This window comes from Shewanella sp. ECSMB14101 (genome assembly GCF_000773485.1).
Classification (GTDB): domain Bacteria; phylum Pseudomonadota; class Gammaproteobacteria; order Enterobacterales; family Shewanellaceae; genus Shewanella; species Shewanella marisflavi.
Genome location: NZ_JSFF01000016.1, coordinates 92352 through 110679, shown reverse-complemented (window position 1 = coordinate 110679; position 18328 = coordinate 92352). Strand labels below are relative to the sequence as shown.

12 protein-coding genes, 2 tRNA genes and 1 pseudogene are annotated in these 18328 nt (G+C 48.5%); 5 read left to right on the top strand and 10 right to left on the bottom strand.

Annotated elements, in window-relative coordinates; all coding sequences use genetic code 11:
• Positions 1–29 precede the first annotated feature (29 nt).
• Positions 30–746, bottom strand: coding sequence for a tRNA (guanosine(46)-N7)-methyltransferase TrmB (trmB, locus tag NY07_RS13285; protein ID WP_033539843.1), 717 nt, complete (start codon positions 744–746; stop codon positions 30–32).
• A gap of 284 nt (positions 747–1030) precedes the next feature.
• Here trmB and mutY point away from each other — a divergent pair, with 284 nt between their 5' ends.
• Both mutY and NY07_RS13275 read left to right on the top strand, forming a co-directional pair.
• The gene (gene mutY, locus NY07_RS13280) at positions 1031–2089 is read left to right on the top strand and encodes an A/G-specific adenine glycosylase (protein WP_033539864.1); all 1059 of its coding nucleotides are present in this window, start codon (positions 1031–1033) and stop codon (positions 2087–2089) included.
• A 2-nt stretch (positions 2090–2091) separates the two neighbouring features.
• On the top strand, positions 2092–2370 hold the full coding sequence (locus tag NY07_RS13275) for an oxidative damage protection protein (RefSeq protein WP_011864926.1): 279 nt from the start codon (positions 2092–2094) through the stop codon (positions 2368–2370).
• Positions 2371–2431: 61 nt separating this feature from the next.
• Here the strand turns inward: NY07_RS13275 and NY07_RS13270 are convergent, their stop codons facing one another.
• A complete protein-coding gene (locus NY07_RS13270; RefSeq protein ID WP_033539842.1) occupies positions 2432–3022 on the bottom strand; it encodes a YceI family protein in 591 nt (196 codons plus the stop codon).
• Entirely contained in the window at positions 3019–3573 is a 555-nt protein-coding gene (locus NY07_RS13265; protein ID WP_033539841.1) for a cytochrome b, read from the bottom strand. The genes NY07_RS13270 and NY07_RS13265 overlap by 4 nt, the downstream gene beginning before the upstream one ends.
• Positions 3574–3959: 386 nt before the next feature.
• On the opposite strand from NY07_RS13265, the gene NY07_RS13260 reads away from it, so the two are divergent.
• Together NY07_RS13260 and NY07_RS13255 are read left to right on the top strand one after the other, a co-directional pair.
• A tRNA-Phe gene (locus NY07_RS13260) sits at positions 3960–4035 on the top strand.
• A gap of 7 nt (positions 4036–4042) precedes the next feature.
• Positions 4043–4118 (top strand) — tRNA-Thr (locus NY07_RS13255).
• 190 nt (positions 4119–4308) lie between these two features.
• Here NY07_RS13255 and nagP read toward each other — a convergent pair.
• The 5 genes from nagP to NY07_RS13230 all read right to left on the bottom strand — a co-directional run bounded on the left by nagP (position 4309) and on the right by NY07_RS13230 (position 12069).
• Complete coding sequence (nagP, locus tag NY07_RS13250) at positions 4309–5613, bottom strand: N-acetylglucosamine MFS transporter NagP (protein WP_373681757.1); 1305 nt, start codon at positions 5611–5613, stop codon at positions 4309–4311.
• Between the two features lie 243 nt (positions 5614–5856).
• Positions 5857–6996, bottom strand: coding sequence for a transmembrane glucosamine N-acetyltransferase NagX (nagX, locus tag NY07_RS13245; RefSeq protein ID WP_235363931.1), 1140 nt, complete (start codon positions 6994–6996; stop codon positions 5857–5859).
• A gap of 90 nt (positions 6997–7086) precedes the next feature.
• Positions 7087–8217: an N-acetylglucosamine-6-phosphate deacetylase gene (gene nagA / locus NY07_RS13240; RefSeq protein ID WP_033539839.1), complete on the bottom strand. Its 1131-nt coding sequence runs from the start codon at positions 8215–8217 to the stop codon at positions 7087–7089.
• A gap of 40 nt (positions 8218–8257) precedes the next feature.
• Complete coding sequence (gene nagK / locus NY07_RS13235; protein WP_033539838.1) at positions 8258–9160, bottom strand: N-acetylglucosamine kinase; 903 nt, start codon at positions 9158–9160, stop codon at positions 8258–8260.
• A 242-nt stretch (positions 9161–9402) separates the two neighbouring features.
• Positions 9403–12069, bottom strand: a complete 2667-nt coding sequence (locus NY07_RS13230; protein ID WP_033539837.1) for a family 20 glycosylhydrolase — start codon at positions 12067–12069, stop codon at positions 9403–9405.
• A gap of 903 nt (positions 12070–12972) precedes the next feature.
• On the opposite strand from NY07_RS13230, the gene NY07_RS13225 reads away from it, so the two are divergent.
• The gene (locus NY07_RS13225) at positions 12973–13692 is read left to right on the top strand and encodes a SapC family protein (RefSeq protein ID WP_033539836.1); all 720 of its coding nucleotides are present in this window, start codon (positions 12973–12975) and stop codon (positions 13690–13692) included.
• 98 nt (positions 13693–13790) lie between these two features.
• Here the strand turns inward: NY07_RS13225 and NY07_RS18915 are convergent.
• Positions 13791–15318: pseudogene (locus NY07_RS18915) on the bottom strand (tryptophan halogenase family protein).
• 85 nt (positions 15319–15403) lie between these two features.
• Positions 15404–18028 carry a TonB-dependent receptor gene (locus NY07_RS13215; RefSeq protein ID WP_033539835.1) on the bottom strand — a complete coding sequence of 875 codons (2625 nt, stop codon included), beginning with the start codon at positions 18026–18028 and terminating at the stop codon, positions 15404–15406.
• Positions 18029–18328: the final 300 nt, after the last annotated feature.

The following is an 18328-nucleotide window of genomic DNA, read 5'->3' as shown; positions in this document are numbered from 1 at the left end:
TGTATACCCTCTCTTTATAGAAATTCAGCTTACTCGGTACGCTCAAACATCAGATCCCAGACACCATGGCCTAAGCGATGGCCTCTGGCCTCAAATTTGGTCAAAGGGCGATGATCGGGGCGAGGCACAAAATCACCACTGGCAGATTGGTTTTTATAACCTGGTGCCGCGCTCATCACCTCTAACATATGCTCACTGTAGTTTTCCCAATCGGTCGCAAGGTGGAACACACCACCCACTTTCAGGCAGCGGTGAATAAGCTGAGCAAACTCAGGCTGCACGATACGACGCTTATGATGGCGCTTCTTATGCCAAGGATCGGGGAAGAACAGCTGCACCCTGGCTAAACTACCGCTTTGAATGCTATTTTCCAATACTTCAATGGCATCATGGTGAAACACGCGCAGGTTTGTAACACCCGCTTCTGCCGCATCGGCCAAGCAGGCGCCCACACCTGGCTTATGCACTTCGATGCCGATAAAGTTAAGCTCAGGCGCCGCCTTAGCCATCTCGACCAGTGAGGCCCCCATACCAAAGCCAATCTCAAGCACAGTATCAGCCTCACGGCCAAACACCTTAGCCAGATCCAGCGGCTCGGGAGAGTAATCCAATCCCATGATAGGCCATTGCTGCTCCATGGCCTGCGCCTGGCCTTTGGTCAGACGTCCTTCACGTAATACAAAGCTTCTAACTTTACGAAGGTACTTACCCTCTTCGTTAAACTCTGCTGTGGTCACTTCGCTCATTATTTTTCAGCCTCTGATCTGCCATTAATTGGCCATATAGCGCCGAGAAAAAGTAAGCGTCAAGCATCTCAAGGCTCGACTCACAAACTCATTTGATCCGACCTGGATCCTGACACTTATATGATTGGAAAATTATAAAAAGAAGGGCATTATCCAAAGTTACTGCGCTAAGGCAAGCCCTATGTTGCCAAAGTATACCAATAATCCCGACAGGCGCGAATTGTGCCTTAACAAGGATGCCATTTAGGTTGAGAAAAACCTTACCCGTCTATACACTGAGCGCCATGAAAACAGAGCAATTTCACCAGCGCATCGTCTCCTGGTATGACGAACATGGGCGCAAACACCTTCCCTGGCAACAAGATAAGACCCCCTACAAAGTTTGGGTATCTGAGATCATGTTGCAGCAGACTCAGGTAGCAACCGTTATCCCCTACTTCGAAGCCTTTATGAAGCGCTTCCCAACCATAGTGGATCTGGCAAACGCCGATCAGGATGAGGTGTTGCACCACTGGACAGGCCTTGGCTATTACGCCAGGGCCCGCAACCTGCATAAGAGTGCTCAGATAGTGGCTAACGACTATCAAGGGCAATTCCCCACAGAATTTGAGCAGGTGCTCGCCTTGCCAGGAATTGGTCGCTCCACCGCTGGTGCAATACTCTCACTATCTCTTGGTCAGCATCACCCCATCTTAGATGGTAACGTCAAGCGAGTGCTGGCCAGGCATGGCGCCATCGCCGGTTGGCCTGGAAAACGTGAGGTCGAAGAGCAGCTGTGGCAACTCACCCAAACATTGACGCCGCAAGAGGGCGTAACCAAATACAATCAGGCGATGATGGATATTGGAGCCAGCATCTGTACCCGCTCAAAACCTAAGTGCGAGCTCTGCCCTGTTGCCATCGACTGCAAGGCACAGTTAATGGGGCGCCAAACGGATTTTCCCGGTAAGAAGCCGAAGAAATCAATTCCAGAGAAGCTAGCCTTTATGCTGGTCATTAAAGAAGGCGATCAAGTACTGATGAGTAAGAGGCCCCCCGCGGGAATATGGGGCGGCCTCTGGTGTTTTCCTCAGTTTGACAGTCAAAGTGCACTCGAGGAGTTTGCCAAGGCTAAGGGGCTTACCCTCAAGAGTCGTGACCCCTTTGACAGCTTTCACCATACCTTCAGCCATTTCCATCTGGATATCAGTGCCTATATTGCCGAGAAAACCACAACTCCACATGAGATCATGGAAGAAGCGGCATCTCTCTGGTATAACATAGCCAAGCCACCCAAGGTTGGACTCGCCGCTGCAACGGAGCGGCTACTGTCTAACTTAGGTTCAGTATTAAATAAGGAGTAATCATGGCGCGTACAGTTAACTGCCAGTATCTAAAGAAAGAGGCAGACGGCCTAGCCTTTCAGCTATACCCGGGTGAACTCGGTAAGCGTATTTTTGACAACATCAGTCAGGAAGCCTGGTCACTCTGGCAGGCCAAGCAGACCATGCTTATCAATGAGAAAAAACTCAACATGATGAATGTTGACGATCGCAAGTTCCTCGAAGAGCAGATGGTAAACTTTCTGTTTGAGGGCAAAGAGGTCGAAATTGAAGGCTATGTGCCGCAAAAAGATGACGAATAATAAAAAAGCGCCGAAAGGCGCTTTTTTGTGTCTGGCAGATACTCTTTACTTCAAAAAGAGATTACCGGCGGATACCTTCGACCACAAGATCCAGGGTTACATGGCTAGAGGCTGGTCCAAGGTCCATCTTGATATCATAATCTTTCAGGGCAAATTCTGTTTGTCCAACAAAACCGGCGCGATAGCCTCCCCACGGGTCTTGCCCCTCACCGATAAACTTAGCATCTATCGCCACCGGCTTAGTGACACCATTAAGAGTCAGATTGCCATTAAGCACGAAATTACCCTGGCCTAAATCTTCCACTGAGCTTGAAACAAAGCTAGCCTTGGGGTGCTTGGCAACATTAAGGAAATCTTCGCTTCTTAAGTGCTTGTCACGTTCGGCGTGGTTTGAATCCAGGCTTGCAGTGTCGATTTCAACATTGACCTTTGCATCGCCGATCTGCTTGCTATCGAAGCTAAAGTTACCTTCAAAGTCGTTAAAACGCCCAACGACAAAGCTGTAGCCCAGATGACTCACCTTAAACTGTATCGAGGCATGAGCACCTTGAGTATCTATTACATAATCGGCGGCTGATGCCGTCATAGGAAGCATGATTGCACCTGCACCTATTGCGCTTAAGAGTGTGGCGCCTAATAAAGCCTTCTTCATTGTGTCTCCTTAATGTTTAACATGCGTTTTAATGTTGCGTCTCTGTCTATGAGGTGATGTTTTATGGCGCCCAAGGCATGCAGCGATACCAAAGCGATAAAGCCATAGGCTAAATATTGGTGTAGCCAACCGGCGATATCCGCCTGCCCCTCGAACAAACGCCCGAGACTGGGTAACTCAACCAGCGAAAATACACCAATCGCCCGGCCGTCAGCCGTAGAGATCAGATAGCCGGTGATTAAAATGGCAATCAGCAGCAGGTATAGCAGGCGATGAACTATGGCCGCCGATACCTGCTCCCACTTTTTATGCTCTGTTAACGCCTTGGGGGCCGGGTTAAATCCACGCCAAAGCAAGCGACACAGGGTGGCGACTAACAACAGGACACCGATACTCTTATGCAGATCCGGCGCCTGCTTGTACCAAGGGCTGTAATAGGTCAACTCAACCATCCATACACCAAGGGCAAACAGCACCAATACGGCAATGGCCGACAACCAATGCAAGGCGATGCTGACAATCCCATAGCGGCTCTGAGTATTTTTAAACACGATTCATCCTCATTAACGACTTAACACCATGTTAACTTCGGTTTATCTAGATAAATATCGCGTAATTTCGCCAATTAACTTCTAGATTTTAGAAAGGTTTCAACCCTATAAGCCTTATATCGGGGGAAACAGAGGTAAGCTAGGAACAGATATGGTCTCTTTAAGACAAAACAGAGTAAAAAGTCAGATTTCATCACTCAATTTGTACTAAAAACCGACATCATTGCTAAAAAGCCAGCACTTTGAGCATTAACTAGCCATGCGGTTAAAATTATCCAAAAAAGCACTTGCAGGATAAATATCAGCGCTATATTATACGCGCACTCCAAACGGGACGGGTCACAAAGACCTGGTTTGAAGTAGTTAACTAGACACTTAGTTTAGTTGCCCGAATAGCTCAGTCGGTAGAGCAGAGGATTGAAAATCCTCGTGTCCCTGGTTCGATTCCGGGTTCGGGCACCACAATTTAGCCGGCATAGCTCAGTTGGTAGAGCAACTGACTTGTAATCAGTAGGTCCCGAGTTCGACTCTTGGTGCCGGCACCATATAAATCAGCCTCGACATTGTCGGGGCTTTTTTATATCTGTAATTTACCGCCCCTTGATGGGATTCATTGCACTCCTGATGCCAACATCCCCTCTCATAATAAAGCCGTCATTAACGAGTTGCCCCTTGATACTAGGCAACAAAAAAGGAGCACTAGGCTCCTTTTGTGGTTAAGTATATTTTTGAATATTACTTCCAGCTACGCATCTTATAGCCTTTTACGGCATAAAAGAGAATAAACAGGTAGCATGGCAACATCACCATATAGCCGCCCTGCTGACCCAGAGAGGTCGCCGAGCTAGTGAGTCCCCAGAAAAGCGGGCCGAAGGCGCCGCCTGCAATCCCCATCACCAAGAGCGCTGAGCCAGTACTGGTCAGTTTGCCCATGCCAGAGAGCGCCAGAGGCCACACCGCAGGCCAGACGATGGCGTTAGCCAAACCTAAGAAGGCGATCATCAGCAGAGTGTCGGGCAACATGGCACCACCGAAAGGCACCAAAAGTATATTTGCAATGGTATAAGATTCGTTGTCGCCAAACAGGATACCTAAGGTCAGCAAGAGCCCCAATATCGCAGAGATCATCAACGCTTTAGGCTGAGAGATAAAGCGAGGAATCGTCAGAATACCAAGCGAGTAACCCAGAACCATACAGATCATGGTATAGGAGGTCATCACACCATAATTCTCGACCCCCAAAGAGAGTGCGAAGGTACCTATGGTATCACCGGCAATCACCTCGACGGCGACATAGAAAAAGAGCGCAACCACGCCAAGCGCCAGGTTGGGATGCGATAATGCCTCACGAGTATGGCCTTTGCTGCCTTCTTCTGGCTCATCCTCATTTTCAAGCTCAGGCAGTGGCGACTTCTTCACCAGCACGGCCAATACCCCGATAAAAATGGCCATTCCCAGATAAGGGAAAACCAAACCATTAGCCATCTCATCTATCTGAGCCTGAGTAAGCTCTGTGCCCACACGATCTTTAAAGCTATCTAGGATAAGTGCGGTAAATACCAGCGGCGCGATAACCCCAGCACCTTTATTGAGGATCCCCATTACGCTTACACGGGCTGCTGCCGATTCTTCGGGGCCAATTCTGACCACATAGGGGTTCACCGCAGTTTGTAGCAGCGTTTGCCCTGTGCCCATGACCAACTGAGCGAAGAGAAACAGTGCAAATATCTGAGTCTTAGCAGCAGGAATAAACAACAGACCGGCAATCATCATGATCCCCATCCCCATTGCCATACCGGTTTTATAACCTACCTTGCGGATCACCCATGCAGAGGGCAAAGCGGTAAGGGTTACGGCGATATAGAAGGAGAAAAGGATGAGGGAGGCTTGCAGAGGGGTGAGTTGCAGGATCTGTTTAAGGTAAGGCATCAAGGACCCGTTCAGCCAGGTCGCAAAGCCCAAAATAAAGAAGAGCCCTGCCACGATCGCCATAGGGATCACGCTGCTGCGCTTACTTTCACTATTTAATGTCATTTCCATAAGCCTGTTTTCTTATAGTAATTAATCTTTGGATATCAGTTTGCTGATATCGGCTCGGTACATTTACGGCTACTGCAACAAGAGAGCAAAGCGGCGAAAGCATTGCCTTACTCTGCTCCATTGTTTCATCGATGTTAAAACATAAACACAAAAAAGACAACGCTGTCATTTTGTGTTTTTAACAGGAAGACCTAACCCTGCGTTTTAGTTATTAAAATGTCACGCCATTATTCACACCCAGGCTTAAACCTTGATGAATATGCCGCGCTTATACATCCAATAGAGTAACAGCCACTGCACTATCAATAGGGCAAGCGCCGAAGCCAGTGGCTGCATATCAAAAGGCAGTGCATGGATCAAACCACCAAACAAACTGCTAGCCAGATATTCCCATTTGACCAGGCTTGATGCCAAATAGATGATGATGGCGTTGCACCCTATCACGACAAATACAAACGAGAGGCGATGTAGCTTTATCACATCCACCAGCGCGTAGAAGATAGCCAGTAGTATTAAGCTCCAGCCCGTAGTCACCAAGACAAAGCTGCTGGTCCAGAGATCTTTATTTACCGGCAGGTAAGGGTCTATCAACCAGCCAAGAGCAACGCAAAGGACGCCCGCTAATAACAAGGTAATCACCTTGGCCCACTCCCCTTTGGGATGAGCCTTAACGATAAAGTGACCGGTAAATACGCCTGCCAAGGCATTTACTATGGCGGGAAAAGTCGAGAGGATCCCTTCGGGGTCGGTTGCCCTCCCCTGATACGTTATACCGGGGAGAAAATGACTATCTACATAGGCGTTAATAGAGCCAGACATAGACAGATCGCCGGCCACACCACCAGGAACCGGCAACCATAACTGCAGCGCGCCATAGCCAAACAAGATGCCAAACGCCAGCAATATCTGGGTACGCAGGCTTGTATGCCATACCAACAAGGCAGCAAAGAACCAGGCAAAGGCTATGCGGCCAAGCACGCTAGCATACCTTACCTCATCGCCAGCCATGGGGACGCCAACGCCCCAACCATGGTTATAAAGCACACCAAACACAAGTAGCAAAAACAAACGTTTTATTGCGTGACGGTAGAGCGGTAGCCGCTCATTCCAGGCAAGGCTGTCGATGCGTTTAGGAGAGAGACCTAAGGCAACACCAGAGAGGAAGATAAATAACGGAAAGATAAGATCATAGAAGGTAAAACCATGCCACTGACTATGGTGCATCTGGGCATCGGCGATACGCCAGCCCTGCCAGCCAGTCCAGACAAGTAGCGCGGCAAACAGTGCCTCACCGCCCAAGATCCAGAACATATCGAAGCCGCGCAGGGCATCGAGTGACTTAAGCCTAGGTTTAACAGTAGGTTTTGGACTTGTCTTATTCATTGAATCCATCAGGGGATCTCTTATCATTGTTCTTATAGATTAAAGCCCCGAAAGCTAGCTTTCAGGGCTCGAGACTGCTGACCTAGTTATTTAGGCCTGATACACCAAATGGCCATCGATATAGGTTTGAGCTACTCGATTATCCTGATCGAGCAGCACCATATCTGCCTTGGCGCCCACTCTAAAGACACCACGCTGGCGATGACCGATAAACTCGGCAGGATACTTAGCCGCCATTCTAAGCGCCTCTTCCCTTGGAACGCCGAGCATGGCCACACTATTGTTTACCGCGCCCACCATATCCAGCACACAACCTGCCAGCTCACCCGTCACCGCATTGAGTCTGTCTCCTTTACGGATGACCTGGGTGCCAAATAGCTCGAAACTGGCGTTATCATCCATGCCCACTGGCGGCATGGCATCAGTCACCAGCATCACCTTGCCTTTTGGCTTGGCAGCAATAGCCACCTTGGCAGACGCTGGATGTACATGATGACCATCGACAATCAATCCGCACCATGCGCTTTGGCTCTCAAGAGCTGCACCTACCATTCCAGGCGCTCTTGAATCCATGGGAGACATGGCATTAAACAGGTGGGTAAAACCGCTCGCACCAGCCTCAAGTGCTTTAATCACAGTGTCATAGTCGGCATTGGAATGACCAAGACAGACGCGAACACCTGAATCAACTAAGGTACGAATCACCTCAGGCGCCACATTTTCAGGCGCCAAGGTTACCACTTTAGTGCCCAGATCTTCTCTAGCAAAGATAGCAAGCTCAGCCTCTGAGATATGGCGAATAAAATTAGCCGGGTGCACCCCTTTTTTGGGGACGGAGAGGTGAGGCCCTTCAAAATGTATACCTAACACACCTGGTGTATTAGCCGCTAATGCCTCGGCAACTGTGTCTGCCGCCGCTTGCATCACACCAAGATCATCTGTGATCAGAGTAGGTAGAAAGCCCGTGGTACCAAACCTTGCGTGGGCCTGGCCAATGGTTTTAAGACACTCGACACTTGGCGCGGCATTAAAGAGTGCGCCGCCCCCGCCGTTCACCTGCACGTCGATAAAGCCGGGCACTAAGGTTCCAGCCAGATAGATGGGCTCGATGCCAGGCGCCTTTTCAAACGCGGTTATATGGCCAGCCTCTAGGGTAATGGCTTGATTATGATGATAGTGCTCGCCATCGAATACTCGCTCGGCGATCAGTGTCTGTTTCATATACTCAATTCCTGGCAAAACATGGTCATACAATGATGGTTTAATCTTGGCTGATGCCGTGACGCTGACGCGCAAAATAAGCTGCGCCTAATTCTGGTGGCGCCAATATAGGAGAGATCTTCTCAACCACTCCCTTGTCTAACCAGGGTGCTAAAGGCTCCGCAAGTCCACCTATCATAGAAAAACGCGGAGGCTTAACCTCAAACAACCTCTTAGCCAAGGCACTGATATATTCTGCGCCTTCCATCACAATCGCTTTAGCGACCGGATCTTGCTCCTGGGCACAAGATAACACCGTACGAGCCAAGGTGGCATAACAACCTGAAGATTGACCAGCCAGATGCTCGACTATTCCCATGGCGTCGCTCACCTTGAAATGAGACAGTAATCGTTCGGTAAGTAGTGTAGCAGGGCCGAAGCCGTCGAGATGCAGAAGCACCTGCTGAGCCGCCTGCAGGCCCAGCCATGCGCCACTACCTTTATCACCCAGTGCGAAACCATGGCCGCCCAAGCTCAGAGATTTATCACCGACATGGGCATATCCACAAGAGCCAGTGCCAGTAATGATCACAGCGCCGTCACCGCCTCTATGAGCCCCAATACAGGCCGTGTGCAGATCTGTGGTGACATACATCTTCGCAAACGGGTGTTGCCAGCTGGTAATTTCATTATAGAGGTGTTGTACATTGACGCCGGCAAGACCGACACCCGCGATAAGTTGCTTGCTATCACCTGGCGCCAATCCCGCATCTTTCAGCGCTAACTCAGTCGCCCCAATGATAGAATCAAAGGTGTGTGTTAGACCGTAAAGCGGATTAGCACGCCCCGCCACACCTGTACCCACGACGCTATCATCGCTGGCATAAATCGTTGCACGGCATTTGCTGCCACCGCCGTCTATGCCTATGAACAGGGCTTGTTCCTCTGTCTGGTTAAATCCCATCACGGACCTCTTTCACAGTTTTATTATCCAGGGCGAGATCTAAAACCGCCCTGCCCACTGACGAAGTTAATGCCATGTTACACCAAAAATGACAACGCTGTCATTTAATATTTTTAATCGCCTTAAAGCTAATTAGCGCCTCTAAAAATAAGGCGCCTTCAATTGAACTAAAGTCCTTTAAACTGGCAAATTAGAAAGCGTAGCTTGAGAGCCTAAAAGCGGCTCTCAAGCTAGATGAAGTGTTAATTGACTCTAAGAATCCGCCCCTTGCGAACACCATCGGCGGCCACAGCTCTGACCTCAACCTTGCCCGATACCTTCACCGCTTCGGTATAGGTCTGCCAAGGACCGTCGTCGACGCGATATTCAACGCCAAGGCCTGGATAGATAATATTGGTGTGCAGGTAACCCTCTTTGATCTTGGCCCCTACTGTCGGCACTCGATAGGCGATGCCAGCCTTGTCTAACTTAGCCAGCTCCTTATGACCGAGAGTATTGGCAAAAACTTGCCACTGGGCGGTTTGCGCAGCCCGCATCTCAGGGGTGAAAAAGTTAGACTCTGGGCCATATTTGGCCCCTTGATATTGGTAAGGTACTTCCCAATCAGCCTTGTGCCACGCCCTTTCGGCCAAGACTAACAGTCGCGGAAACACCAGATACTCGACCACTTGATCGCTACGAACGGTCTCACTCCAAAGCTGTCCCTGGATCCCCTTGAACCGTACACCAGCATCGAGCGGTCCACTGATACGATTACCCTGCTCATCAAGCTTTAGGGTATCGTCGGCTTCGAAGGTGTTACCTTCGATATCAGTCCACTGCTCGGCATTGGCAGGCAGGTTATCCGGCATAAAGCTAAATAGCTTACGTTCATTAGTGCTGCGACTCGCCCAGTAATAACCATGCTCTTTAGGATCTGCCTCGTAGGGAAAATCGAAATAAAGCACCTCGGGATTACTTAATACTGTATCCCAACCCAAATTGGCCTGAGCATGGGCGCGTTTATGGCCGCCGTGTGCCACTACGTCCCAAATATTGGTTTGATTCTTCTTCGGCATACGCTCAGGACGGGTATGGCTCATGCCATCACTCCAACCTGCCGCTTCTATGCCTTTAGCTGCCAGCATGTTGGCAACTCGCTCGATAAAGTAAGCGCCAAAGTCTGCCTCATTGTCTAGGCCATTACCTTTCTCTTTGAGCAGTGCCTGGCACACTGGCGATTCAACCCAGGCGCCTGCAGTCTCATCGGCACCGATATGATACAAGGTCAATGTTTGCCCAGCCGCCTGATGCAACTTGGCTATCTCGCTAACCACCTTATCGACAAAGTGATAGCTTGAGGCCATACAAACGTTGAGCGTGTTGTCGTCATAATATTGAATAGAAGCATATTGCGTCGTATCCAGCGGATCGATCAGGCGATATTCATTAGCGCCGGCCTCATCCCCCTTAGCCATCAGCTTGCGATACCTGGCTTCCATCGACTTAATGGCGGCACGCGAATGCCCTGGCATGTCCATTGATGGGATCACCTGGATCTGTCTGGCACTGGCGTATTTGAGGATCTCAATATAATCGGCCTTAGAATAGAAACCGTTGACCTTACTGGTTGCATCAGGGCCACTTCCCAACTGAGGTAAGAGGCAGGTGTTTTCTTGCAGATCATGACAGCGGCGACTCCCCACCGCTGTCAGCTCTGGCAACCCCTCTATCTCCAGGCGCCACCCCTCATCGTCTGCCATATGCAGGTGCAACTTATTAAGTTTGTACGCTGCCATCTGATCCAGCAGATTCAGGATAAACTGCTTACTGTGAAAGTTACGCGCCACATCCACATGCATGCCACGAAACTCATACCTTGGCTCATCTTCAATATGCATGGCACTTATCGATAGAGTATTTAAATCGATAAGACTCGCAAGTGATGACAGACCATAAGAGAAGCCGGCGTCATCGGCCGCGGCAATAGTGATGCCGTCTTGACTAATCGTAAGCTGGTAGCTCCCCTCGCTGACCGCAGATGGCAGAGTAGTGAGCTTGAGTAAAATCCCCTCGGGTGAAGCGTTAACGCCCAACCGAGATAGCCTATCGAATGCAGCCTGCACCGATGCCATAGAGGCATCGCCCAGCATCAATCGATAGCCGGCTGCCAGTGAAATGGGTGCACTCTGGCTGTCTATGATCTGCTTTTTAGGGGTGGGAATAATGCTGTTAACGGCAAGTTCGGGACGGTTTTCTATATCTTGATTGGCATCGAACAACACCTGAGGTGTTGCCCATTTCAACTTATCGGTATCGCTACGCTTATATTGAGTCTCAGCGCTAACATAGGCTTCGACATAGGGACGCTGCTCCATACCTGTTGCAGCATCTTTGCTTAATTGGGTACTGGCAATCACCTCAGGTTCAAGACCGGGTACGACAATATAGTAATTGGGCATGGCATCGGTTTCAGACAGCTGCCACAACTCACCTAAAAAGGTGATATCAACTGGCTGACCTTTTTGAAAGCCTGCAAACTTATCTGTCGGCGAGATCCTGTGTAGATCGCCTTTAACTTGTATCAGCTCAAACTCGTCGGTCAATACCTCTTTTACCGGACGCATCTGGCTGTAATAGATTGCCCAGTCCTTTTCGGCAAAATCAGTACCTGGGAGCAATCGAATCTGCGCCGCAAAGCAGCGACCGTCGACACCTGCCGAGGTGCATTGCTCGGGGTAATTAGTTAAGGTGCTATAGGTTACGTCCAGACTTGTGGCAAATTGATGCAGTGCTTGCTGTGCCGGGGCTTTAACTGAAATTTGAGCCTGCGCAGATTCGGGCTTTGACACCTCGAGACTGGCCTGCTGACTACAGGCTGGTAATCCAAGGCTAAACAGCAGCGCCAATGGGATGAGCTTATTATTCATTGTTATCCTCACATCTTTATACAACTTGAAGCTTCAAGTCTTCTTGCGGCCACCTTTCCCCTTTCAGTATCGGCAATAAACATCCTTTATATTGCAAGATCTGAGATCGCCACCACTTTGATTTTTAATAAGGCCTAGCGCTTTTACCGGGCAAAATATGCCAGAAACTCAGCAGACTTCCTCATCACGACCGGAGAATTTAGCCAATGAGGTCAGCTTCCACCAGTAGCTGTGTAAAGTTTGCATTTAGCCTCCCAAGAAAAAAATGCTAGATGTGCCATGCTTCATCGACGCCGAACAAACAGCAAATCTTTGACTCAATAACACATCTAGCCATCTCTAGTATCTGGGGAGAGACTATAGGAAAAAACAAACACAATAACCATAAAGTAAATGGCTACTGCCAATGCAAGCGTTAGGAGACCTCTCCCTAACAATGCAAACCTTACAAAACGAACGTGTCACACAAGCAAATGACAACGCTGTCATTCATTAATCTACCTAAGAAAGAACAGAATTTCTACATTTTTTTGACATTTTGAGGCAATTTTTTCTGCCGATGATGACAAAGCGCCTGTCTGTGGTTGTTTCTGCCTAACTAGAGCGCCTCATTAAGTCACACCTGTGTGACAACGCTGTCAACTCTTGCTAACATCTTATGCGCTCATTTTAAAAGCCGCCTGCTTCGCCAAAACCATAAGCTCTTGTTAGCGTCAAACTGACATGGTTTAGGTAAATGATGAGATAGGCTCGATTTGGGGATCTGTGAAAAAACGTAACCTTAAGACGTTATCACTTGCACTTGGCCCCATTCAGACGGTAAAAGATAGACCAGTAGTTACCTGATAACTGTGTTCACATCTCAGGTAATCGCCACAAACTAAAATTAATTAAGGTATCAAGATGGCCAAGATAGTCCCTCTTTCAACGGAAAAGCATTTAAACACTAAGCTAACTCACTCAAACGATTTCAGCCGTTTCAGCAAAGAACATCTGATCCCAGTACTGGCTAGAGAGATCCCCAGCCTTGCCTCTGAATTTCCGATCGTTTTTGTAAAGAATGGTGAAACGGGCCACTTCATCCCAGTGGCCATCATGGGAATTGAGCCAGAGGTCAACCTGTACTGCCAAAACAACCAGTGGGATGCCCCAATTAGTCCTATCGGCTTTAGCAATGCGCCTCTCTCTATCGCCAAAACCTCAGCCGAGGGCGACAATGTGATCGTATGCATAGATGAAGAGAGCCACATGGTTTCTCAAGAGGAAGGTAATCGCCTGTTTACCGATGATGGCGAGCGAAGCGAGTACTTAACTGCCAGAACTAACGCCCTATTGGACGTGGCGGCAATGCACCAACAAACCCAAGCCATTTGCCAATATCTTGCCGATAAAAACTTACTTACCCCGCAGCAATTAACCATCAAGTTGGAAAAATCGGAGCAGAAGATCAACATCAATGGCGTCTATTTAATTGATGATAAAACCTTAAATGAACTTAGCGATGAAGAGTTCCTCGAACTGAGAAAGAAGGGCCTGCTACCCATCATCTACGCCCATAGAGCCTCGCTCAATCAGCTGTCGCGTCTTATCGCCAAACAAAACCAGTTCGATAAGCTGCAATAAGCATCCACTTTAAGCCAATGGCGGGACGTTGGAATAAACAGCGCCCCGCCAAATCGATTTACCTCACACAAAAATTACCCATCTTAGAGTTTCTCAACTCAGCACTTTTGTAAGCCATACGCTGCAATTTTTTCTAGCAACTCTCTGTGATCGGGCAGCTCACTCACCAGATGCTGTGCAACCTTAGCTATTTGCTGGGCCTGCGCTTGACTAGCCTCAGTTTGCTCAGCCTGGGGTGCAGCTTTTGCCGTCGGGTAATGCATGCCATAGAGGACATAAAGATAGTTTTCTAAATCAAACACCTCAAACTTACTAAAAAAGTCTTGTCTGATAGGCACATGGTTGCGCCATAGGGCTAACCTGTTGGCCAATTCACTCGGCAACCCCGAAGGCGCACGATTATCTCGCCAGAAGGCGGAATCCTCTCTATCTGACAAGTAATAGTGCATCTTGATAAATTCAACCACCCGCTCCCAGGCATAGGTCATCACCTGATTAAACTGCTGTCCAAGTAGGTCGAGGGCATCCCTATCGGTAGGAAAACGGTTGGCAATGAATCCTGCGGCAAAATCGGTCAGTAAAATAGAGGTGGCCTCTAATGGCTCGAGAAAACCTTGGGCTAACCCCAGAGAGAGGCAGTTTTTGTGCAAGAACTCCTTACGATAGCCGAGCTTCATTGGCAACACTCGGTACTTATACTGCGCCAGATCTTGTCCCAAATAGCGAGATAACTTATTCAACGCCTCGTCGTCATCCATATATTCAGACGAATAGACAAATCCTACCCCGCGTCTGTTAGTTAGGGCGATGTCCCATATCCAACCCGCCTGATGGGCGGTAGCCAAGGTATAAGGCGGAATCGACGCATCGGCAGCAATGGGCACCTGCACCGCTATCGCCTTATCGGCGAAGAGCTGATGGGATTTATCGACAAAAGGCACCTTGAGCGTTTTATCGATCAGCAGCGATTCAAAACCACTGCAATCGATATAGAAGTCGGCGCTGATACTGCCTCGGCTATCGGTTTCAAGGGAGCCTATATCGCCACTGCCCGTTAGCGAAACATCGAGTACATTCGCCATAATATGCTCAACATTAAAACGGCGAATGGCATTCTCGGCCAACAACTTGGCAAACTTAGCCGCATTGAGGTGATAGGCATAACCTCAATGCCCCTTCATACTCGCTATGGGTGATCTGCTTTGGCGCCCTGCCCGCTTCACACACTTTGTGCTGGGGCGAAACCAGATCGCCATAGGCCAGCTCTGAATTGGTCAGCCAATGTTGAGTCAGATCCTCACCAAGTGGGCTTGGCATGTCGAAAAGATGATGGTAAAAATTGCCCTCTCCATGACGGCCCTTATCCATCCAATTAACAAACTTAATGGACTGTTTAAAGGTCACATCACAGCGGCGAATAAACTCCGACTCACTGATCCCAAAACGCTTCAGGCTCTGACGAATGGCCGGCACAGTACCTTCGCCAACACCGATAATGGGAATATCGGGCGACTCCACCAGACTGATTAGAACGTCCTCTCTATGCGCTAACACCTTGCCTAAATGATTGGCCGCTAACCAGCCTGCCGTTCCGCCACCCAGAATAATGATACGTTTAATGTCCATAAACCACCTACGCTAATGTGTCATTGGGCTTGCTGCTAATAAAAAGCCCAGCAAATGCCGGGCTTCTTTAGATTTTACTTTAAGATTAGAATCTTAGTGCAATACCGACCTTGTATCTTGCTTCACCATCGAAGCTCCATACTGGGTAGTCATCCTTGAACTCGTTAATCACATCTGGGTTATCTATTGGTGACACACCAATCTGGATGCTGTCTTCTTCGGTCAGGTTAACCGCTTCAAAGGTCAGATCCAACCACTCTGTCACACTGTAGTTCATGCTCAGATCCAGTGAGCCATAGTCCTGATGCTGACGGTTGCCGTAGAAACCAGGCAGTTCACGCATCATATACTCACTGCGCCAGTTGTAAGCCAGACGAGCAGAGAAGCTCTCCATCTCGTAGTAGCCCACTAGGTTAACTGTGTGCTTAGAAGAGTCAGAGAATACACCGACTTTGTCAGGATAGTTCTCAGCAGGTGAGCCGGCATCGGCAAAGGTATAGTTAACTGAGTAACCTAAACCATTATCGAAAGAGTCTTGCAGCTGCAATTCCACCCCTTCAATACGGCCACCGTTAGCATTGTACTTCTCACTCACAGTCCAGCAGTCATAAACTCCCTCACCACAAGCACTGCCACCTTGCTCAATCAGATTAGGATCTTCAATACCGATCTGCTGGTTAAGCTTTTGACGAGTGGTAATAAATGAGCTTACGTCCTTGATGAAGTAAGTCAAAGATGCCAAACCTTCACCACCGAAGTACCACTCCAGGCTCACATCAGCTTGAGTCGCCTTAAATGGGTCTAGTGCCACAGAGCCGCGGTTCAATTTCTCGTTGCCTGGTGTACCATCGTTCAAACCTGGCAGCGTAGAAGTCGCAAACAGATCGGCATAGTTTGGTCGAGACATTACCTGCGCCGCAGTGGTACGCAGTAATAGATCAGGTGTCAGATCGAAAGTCACGTTGATGCTAGGCAACACGTCGCTATAGCTAGACTTGTCAGTGCTCAGTTCATCGGCAAACTCACCGGTTGAACTCAGTGCATAGTAATCAGACTCGATATCAGTTGAGATGAAACGCAGACCAAAGTTACCGCGAATACCTTCGCCTTCGAAGTTTGCCATGGCGTATGCAGCCAGGTTCTTCTCGTTCAGTGTACCGTAGCCAGACTTGTCACGGGTAAAGCCATCGACAGAGGCTTTAGCATCGCGGATCATGGCATCAAAATTAGGCTTAGGCAGAGTGAAACCAGCGCCCGCTGAGATAGTTCCTGAATAGTATTCAGAAGCATCTCTGGATACTATGTCACCGACGATAGCAGCATCCGTTTCCTGAGTCACATCATGATCGGCGTAGCGCACACCGGCCTTAATTGAGGTGATAGCCCCAAAATCGACAGGCACGGTGAAATCAACCTGAGCATAGGTCTCTTCATCTGTGTTAGGTTGCTTCTTCAGCGCCCAGCCCGCAGTAGCTAATTCGCTGTTAAAATCACCCGCGTCGAATGACTTTTTGGCGATATCAATCAGGATTTTCTCACCAGTAGCATCGTAACGACCGGCAAAATCACCTGGCTGACCAATAGAGTTACCATAGTTAGAGGTTAAGCTAGTACCACCATCAGCCTTGGTATTACCGACACGGCCTTCCATGGTGAACCTGTCACCTTCGTATTTGAAGTCAAAGTCATAGGTATCAGATGACATCTCGGCTTCACGAGCCCAAGTTTGCGCCCAAGCAAATCCGCCTTCACCAGTGTGAGTGATATCAACACATACACCTGCAGCATTTGTCTCATCACAGGTGCTAACACCCTGCTGTGTTGGGAAAAGGAAAATAGAGGTGTTAGCGTTGTTTGCCTTAAGATCCAGGCTAGTTGCAGTAAAGCCAAACTCTAGGTTATCGGTTGGACGATACTGTAGGGCAACGTTGTAAGCGGTACGCTCACGATCTTGTTGGAAGGTTGTTGGCACTATCTCGCCCCAACCAAGCAAAGTTTCAATACCGTTACGCTGATACTCGGTTTGCGAACCGGCAGCAGAAACCAAGATACCAAATTTTTCGCTTTCGTTGGTCCAGCTGTAAAGACCAGATAGCGCAGGGTCTGTTGCTTCAGAAACCGTACCGTAGTCGCCTTTAGCGCTTAAAAACAGCGTGTTAGCGTCCAAATCTAATGGCTTGCGCGTCTTAACAACGACAGTACCACCAATACCACCTTCTGTGATATCGGCTTGAGAAGATTTATACACTTCAATACCGCTGATCATCTCAGGTGGCAGCAAAGAGTAGTTAAAGCTACGGTCGATAGCCTGCTGATCGAACCAACCGGTTGAGGCTACCGAGTGGCCATTTAGTAAGGTGCGTGTTAATTGCGCCGAAGCACCACGGATAGACACCTGCTGTCCCTGACCAAATTGACGGTTAACAGATACCCCTGGGATACGACCCAGCGATTCACCTACGTCTCCGTCAGGAAACTTACCAATATCTTCAGCTGTTACTGCATCAACAACAGCATCAGAGAATCTTTTAGCGTTGATCGACGCCTTCATCGACGCACGTAAACCACGCACTTCAATTTTTTCAATATTATCCGTATTGACAGCTTCTGCATCGGCTTCAGCCGCCATTGCAGAAACAGACACAGCACCACTCATGAGCAATGCAATGTTTGTAGCTAGTACACTTTTCTTAAAAGTAGATGGTCGCATCTCGTTTCCCTTCCATAACTTTATTATCTTTATTCGTATTCATAACCATCCCCGAAGGAATGACAACGCTGTCATGTGAGTACAAAGATTACACAACAATTAACAGATGTGCCACAACAAAATAACCAAAAGCGGAAAACTCTTCGGTTTTATACATTTACCAAACAAATTTAAGAAACACGGTAACGATTTAAGGTGCTGATTATTATCAACAAATTCAATATTGAATTCGTGTTACCAAACGAGAGTTAACTAAGGAAATCAATTTGATGATTGCTTAATAGGGTAAAAGTTAGCAAT

Bases quoted from the DNA above. Each gene is read 5' to 3' on its own strand.
- trmB (WP_033539843.1), bottom strand. From the start codon at position 746: ATGAGCGAAGTGACCACAGCAGAGTTTAACGAAGAGGGTAAGTACCTT.
- mutY (WP_033539864.1), top strand. From the start codon at position 1,031: ATGAAAACAGAGCAATTTCACCAGCGCATCGTCTCCTGGTATGACGAA.
- NY07_RS13275 (WP_011864926.1), top strand. From the start codon at position 2,092: ATGGCGCGTACAGTTAACTGCCAGTATCTAAAGAAAGAGGCAGACGGC.
- NY07_RS13270 (WP_033539842.1), bottom strand. From the start codon at position 3,022: ATGAAGAAGGCTTTATTAGGCGCCACACTCTTAAGCGCAATAGGTGCA.
- nagP (WP_373681757.1), bottom strand. From the start codon at position 5,613: ATGGAAATGACATTAAATAGTGAAAGTAAGCGCAGCAGCGTGATCCCT.
- nagX (WP_235363931.1), bottom strand. From the start codon at position 6,996: ATGAATAAGACAAGTCCAAAACCTACTGTTAAACCTAGGCTTAAGTCA.
- nagA (WP_033539839.1), bottom strand. From the start codon at position 8,217: ATGAAACAGACACTGATCGCCGAGCGAGTATTCGATGGCGAGCACTAT.
- nagK (WP_033539838.1), bottom strand. From the start codon at position 9,160: ATGGGATTTAACCAGACAGAGGAACAAGCCCTGTTCATAGGCATAGAC.
- NY07_RS13230 (WP_033539837.1), bottom strand. From the start codon at position 12,069: ATGAATAATAAGCTCATCCCATTGGCGCTGCTGTTTAGCCTTGGATTA.
- NY07_RS13225 (WP_033539836.1), top strand. From the start codon at position 12,973: ATGGCCAAGATAGTCCCTCTTTCAACGGAAAAGCATTTAAACACTAAG.
- NY07_RS13215 (WP_033539835.1), bottom strand. From the start codon at position 18,028: ATGCGACCATCTACTTTTAAGAAAAGTGTACTAGCTACAAACATTGCA.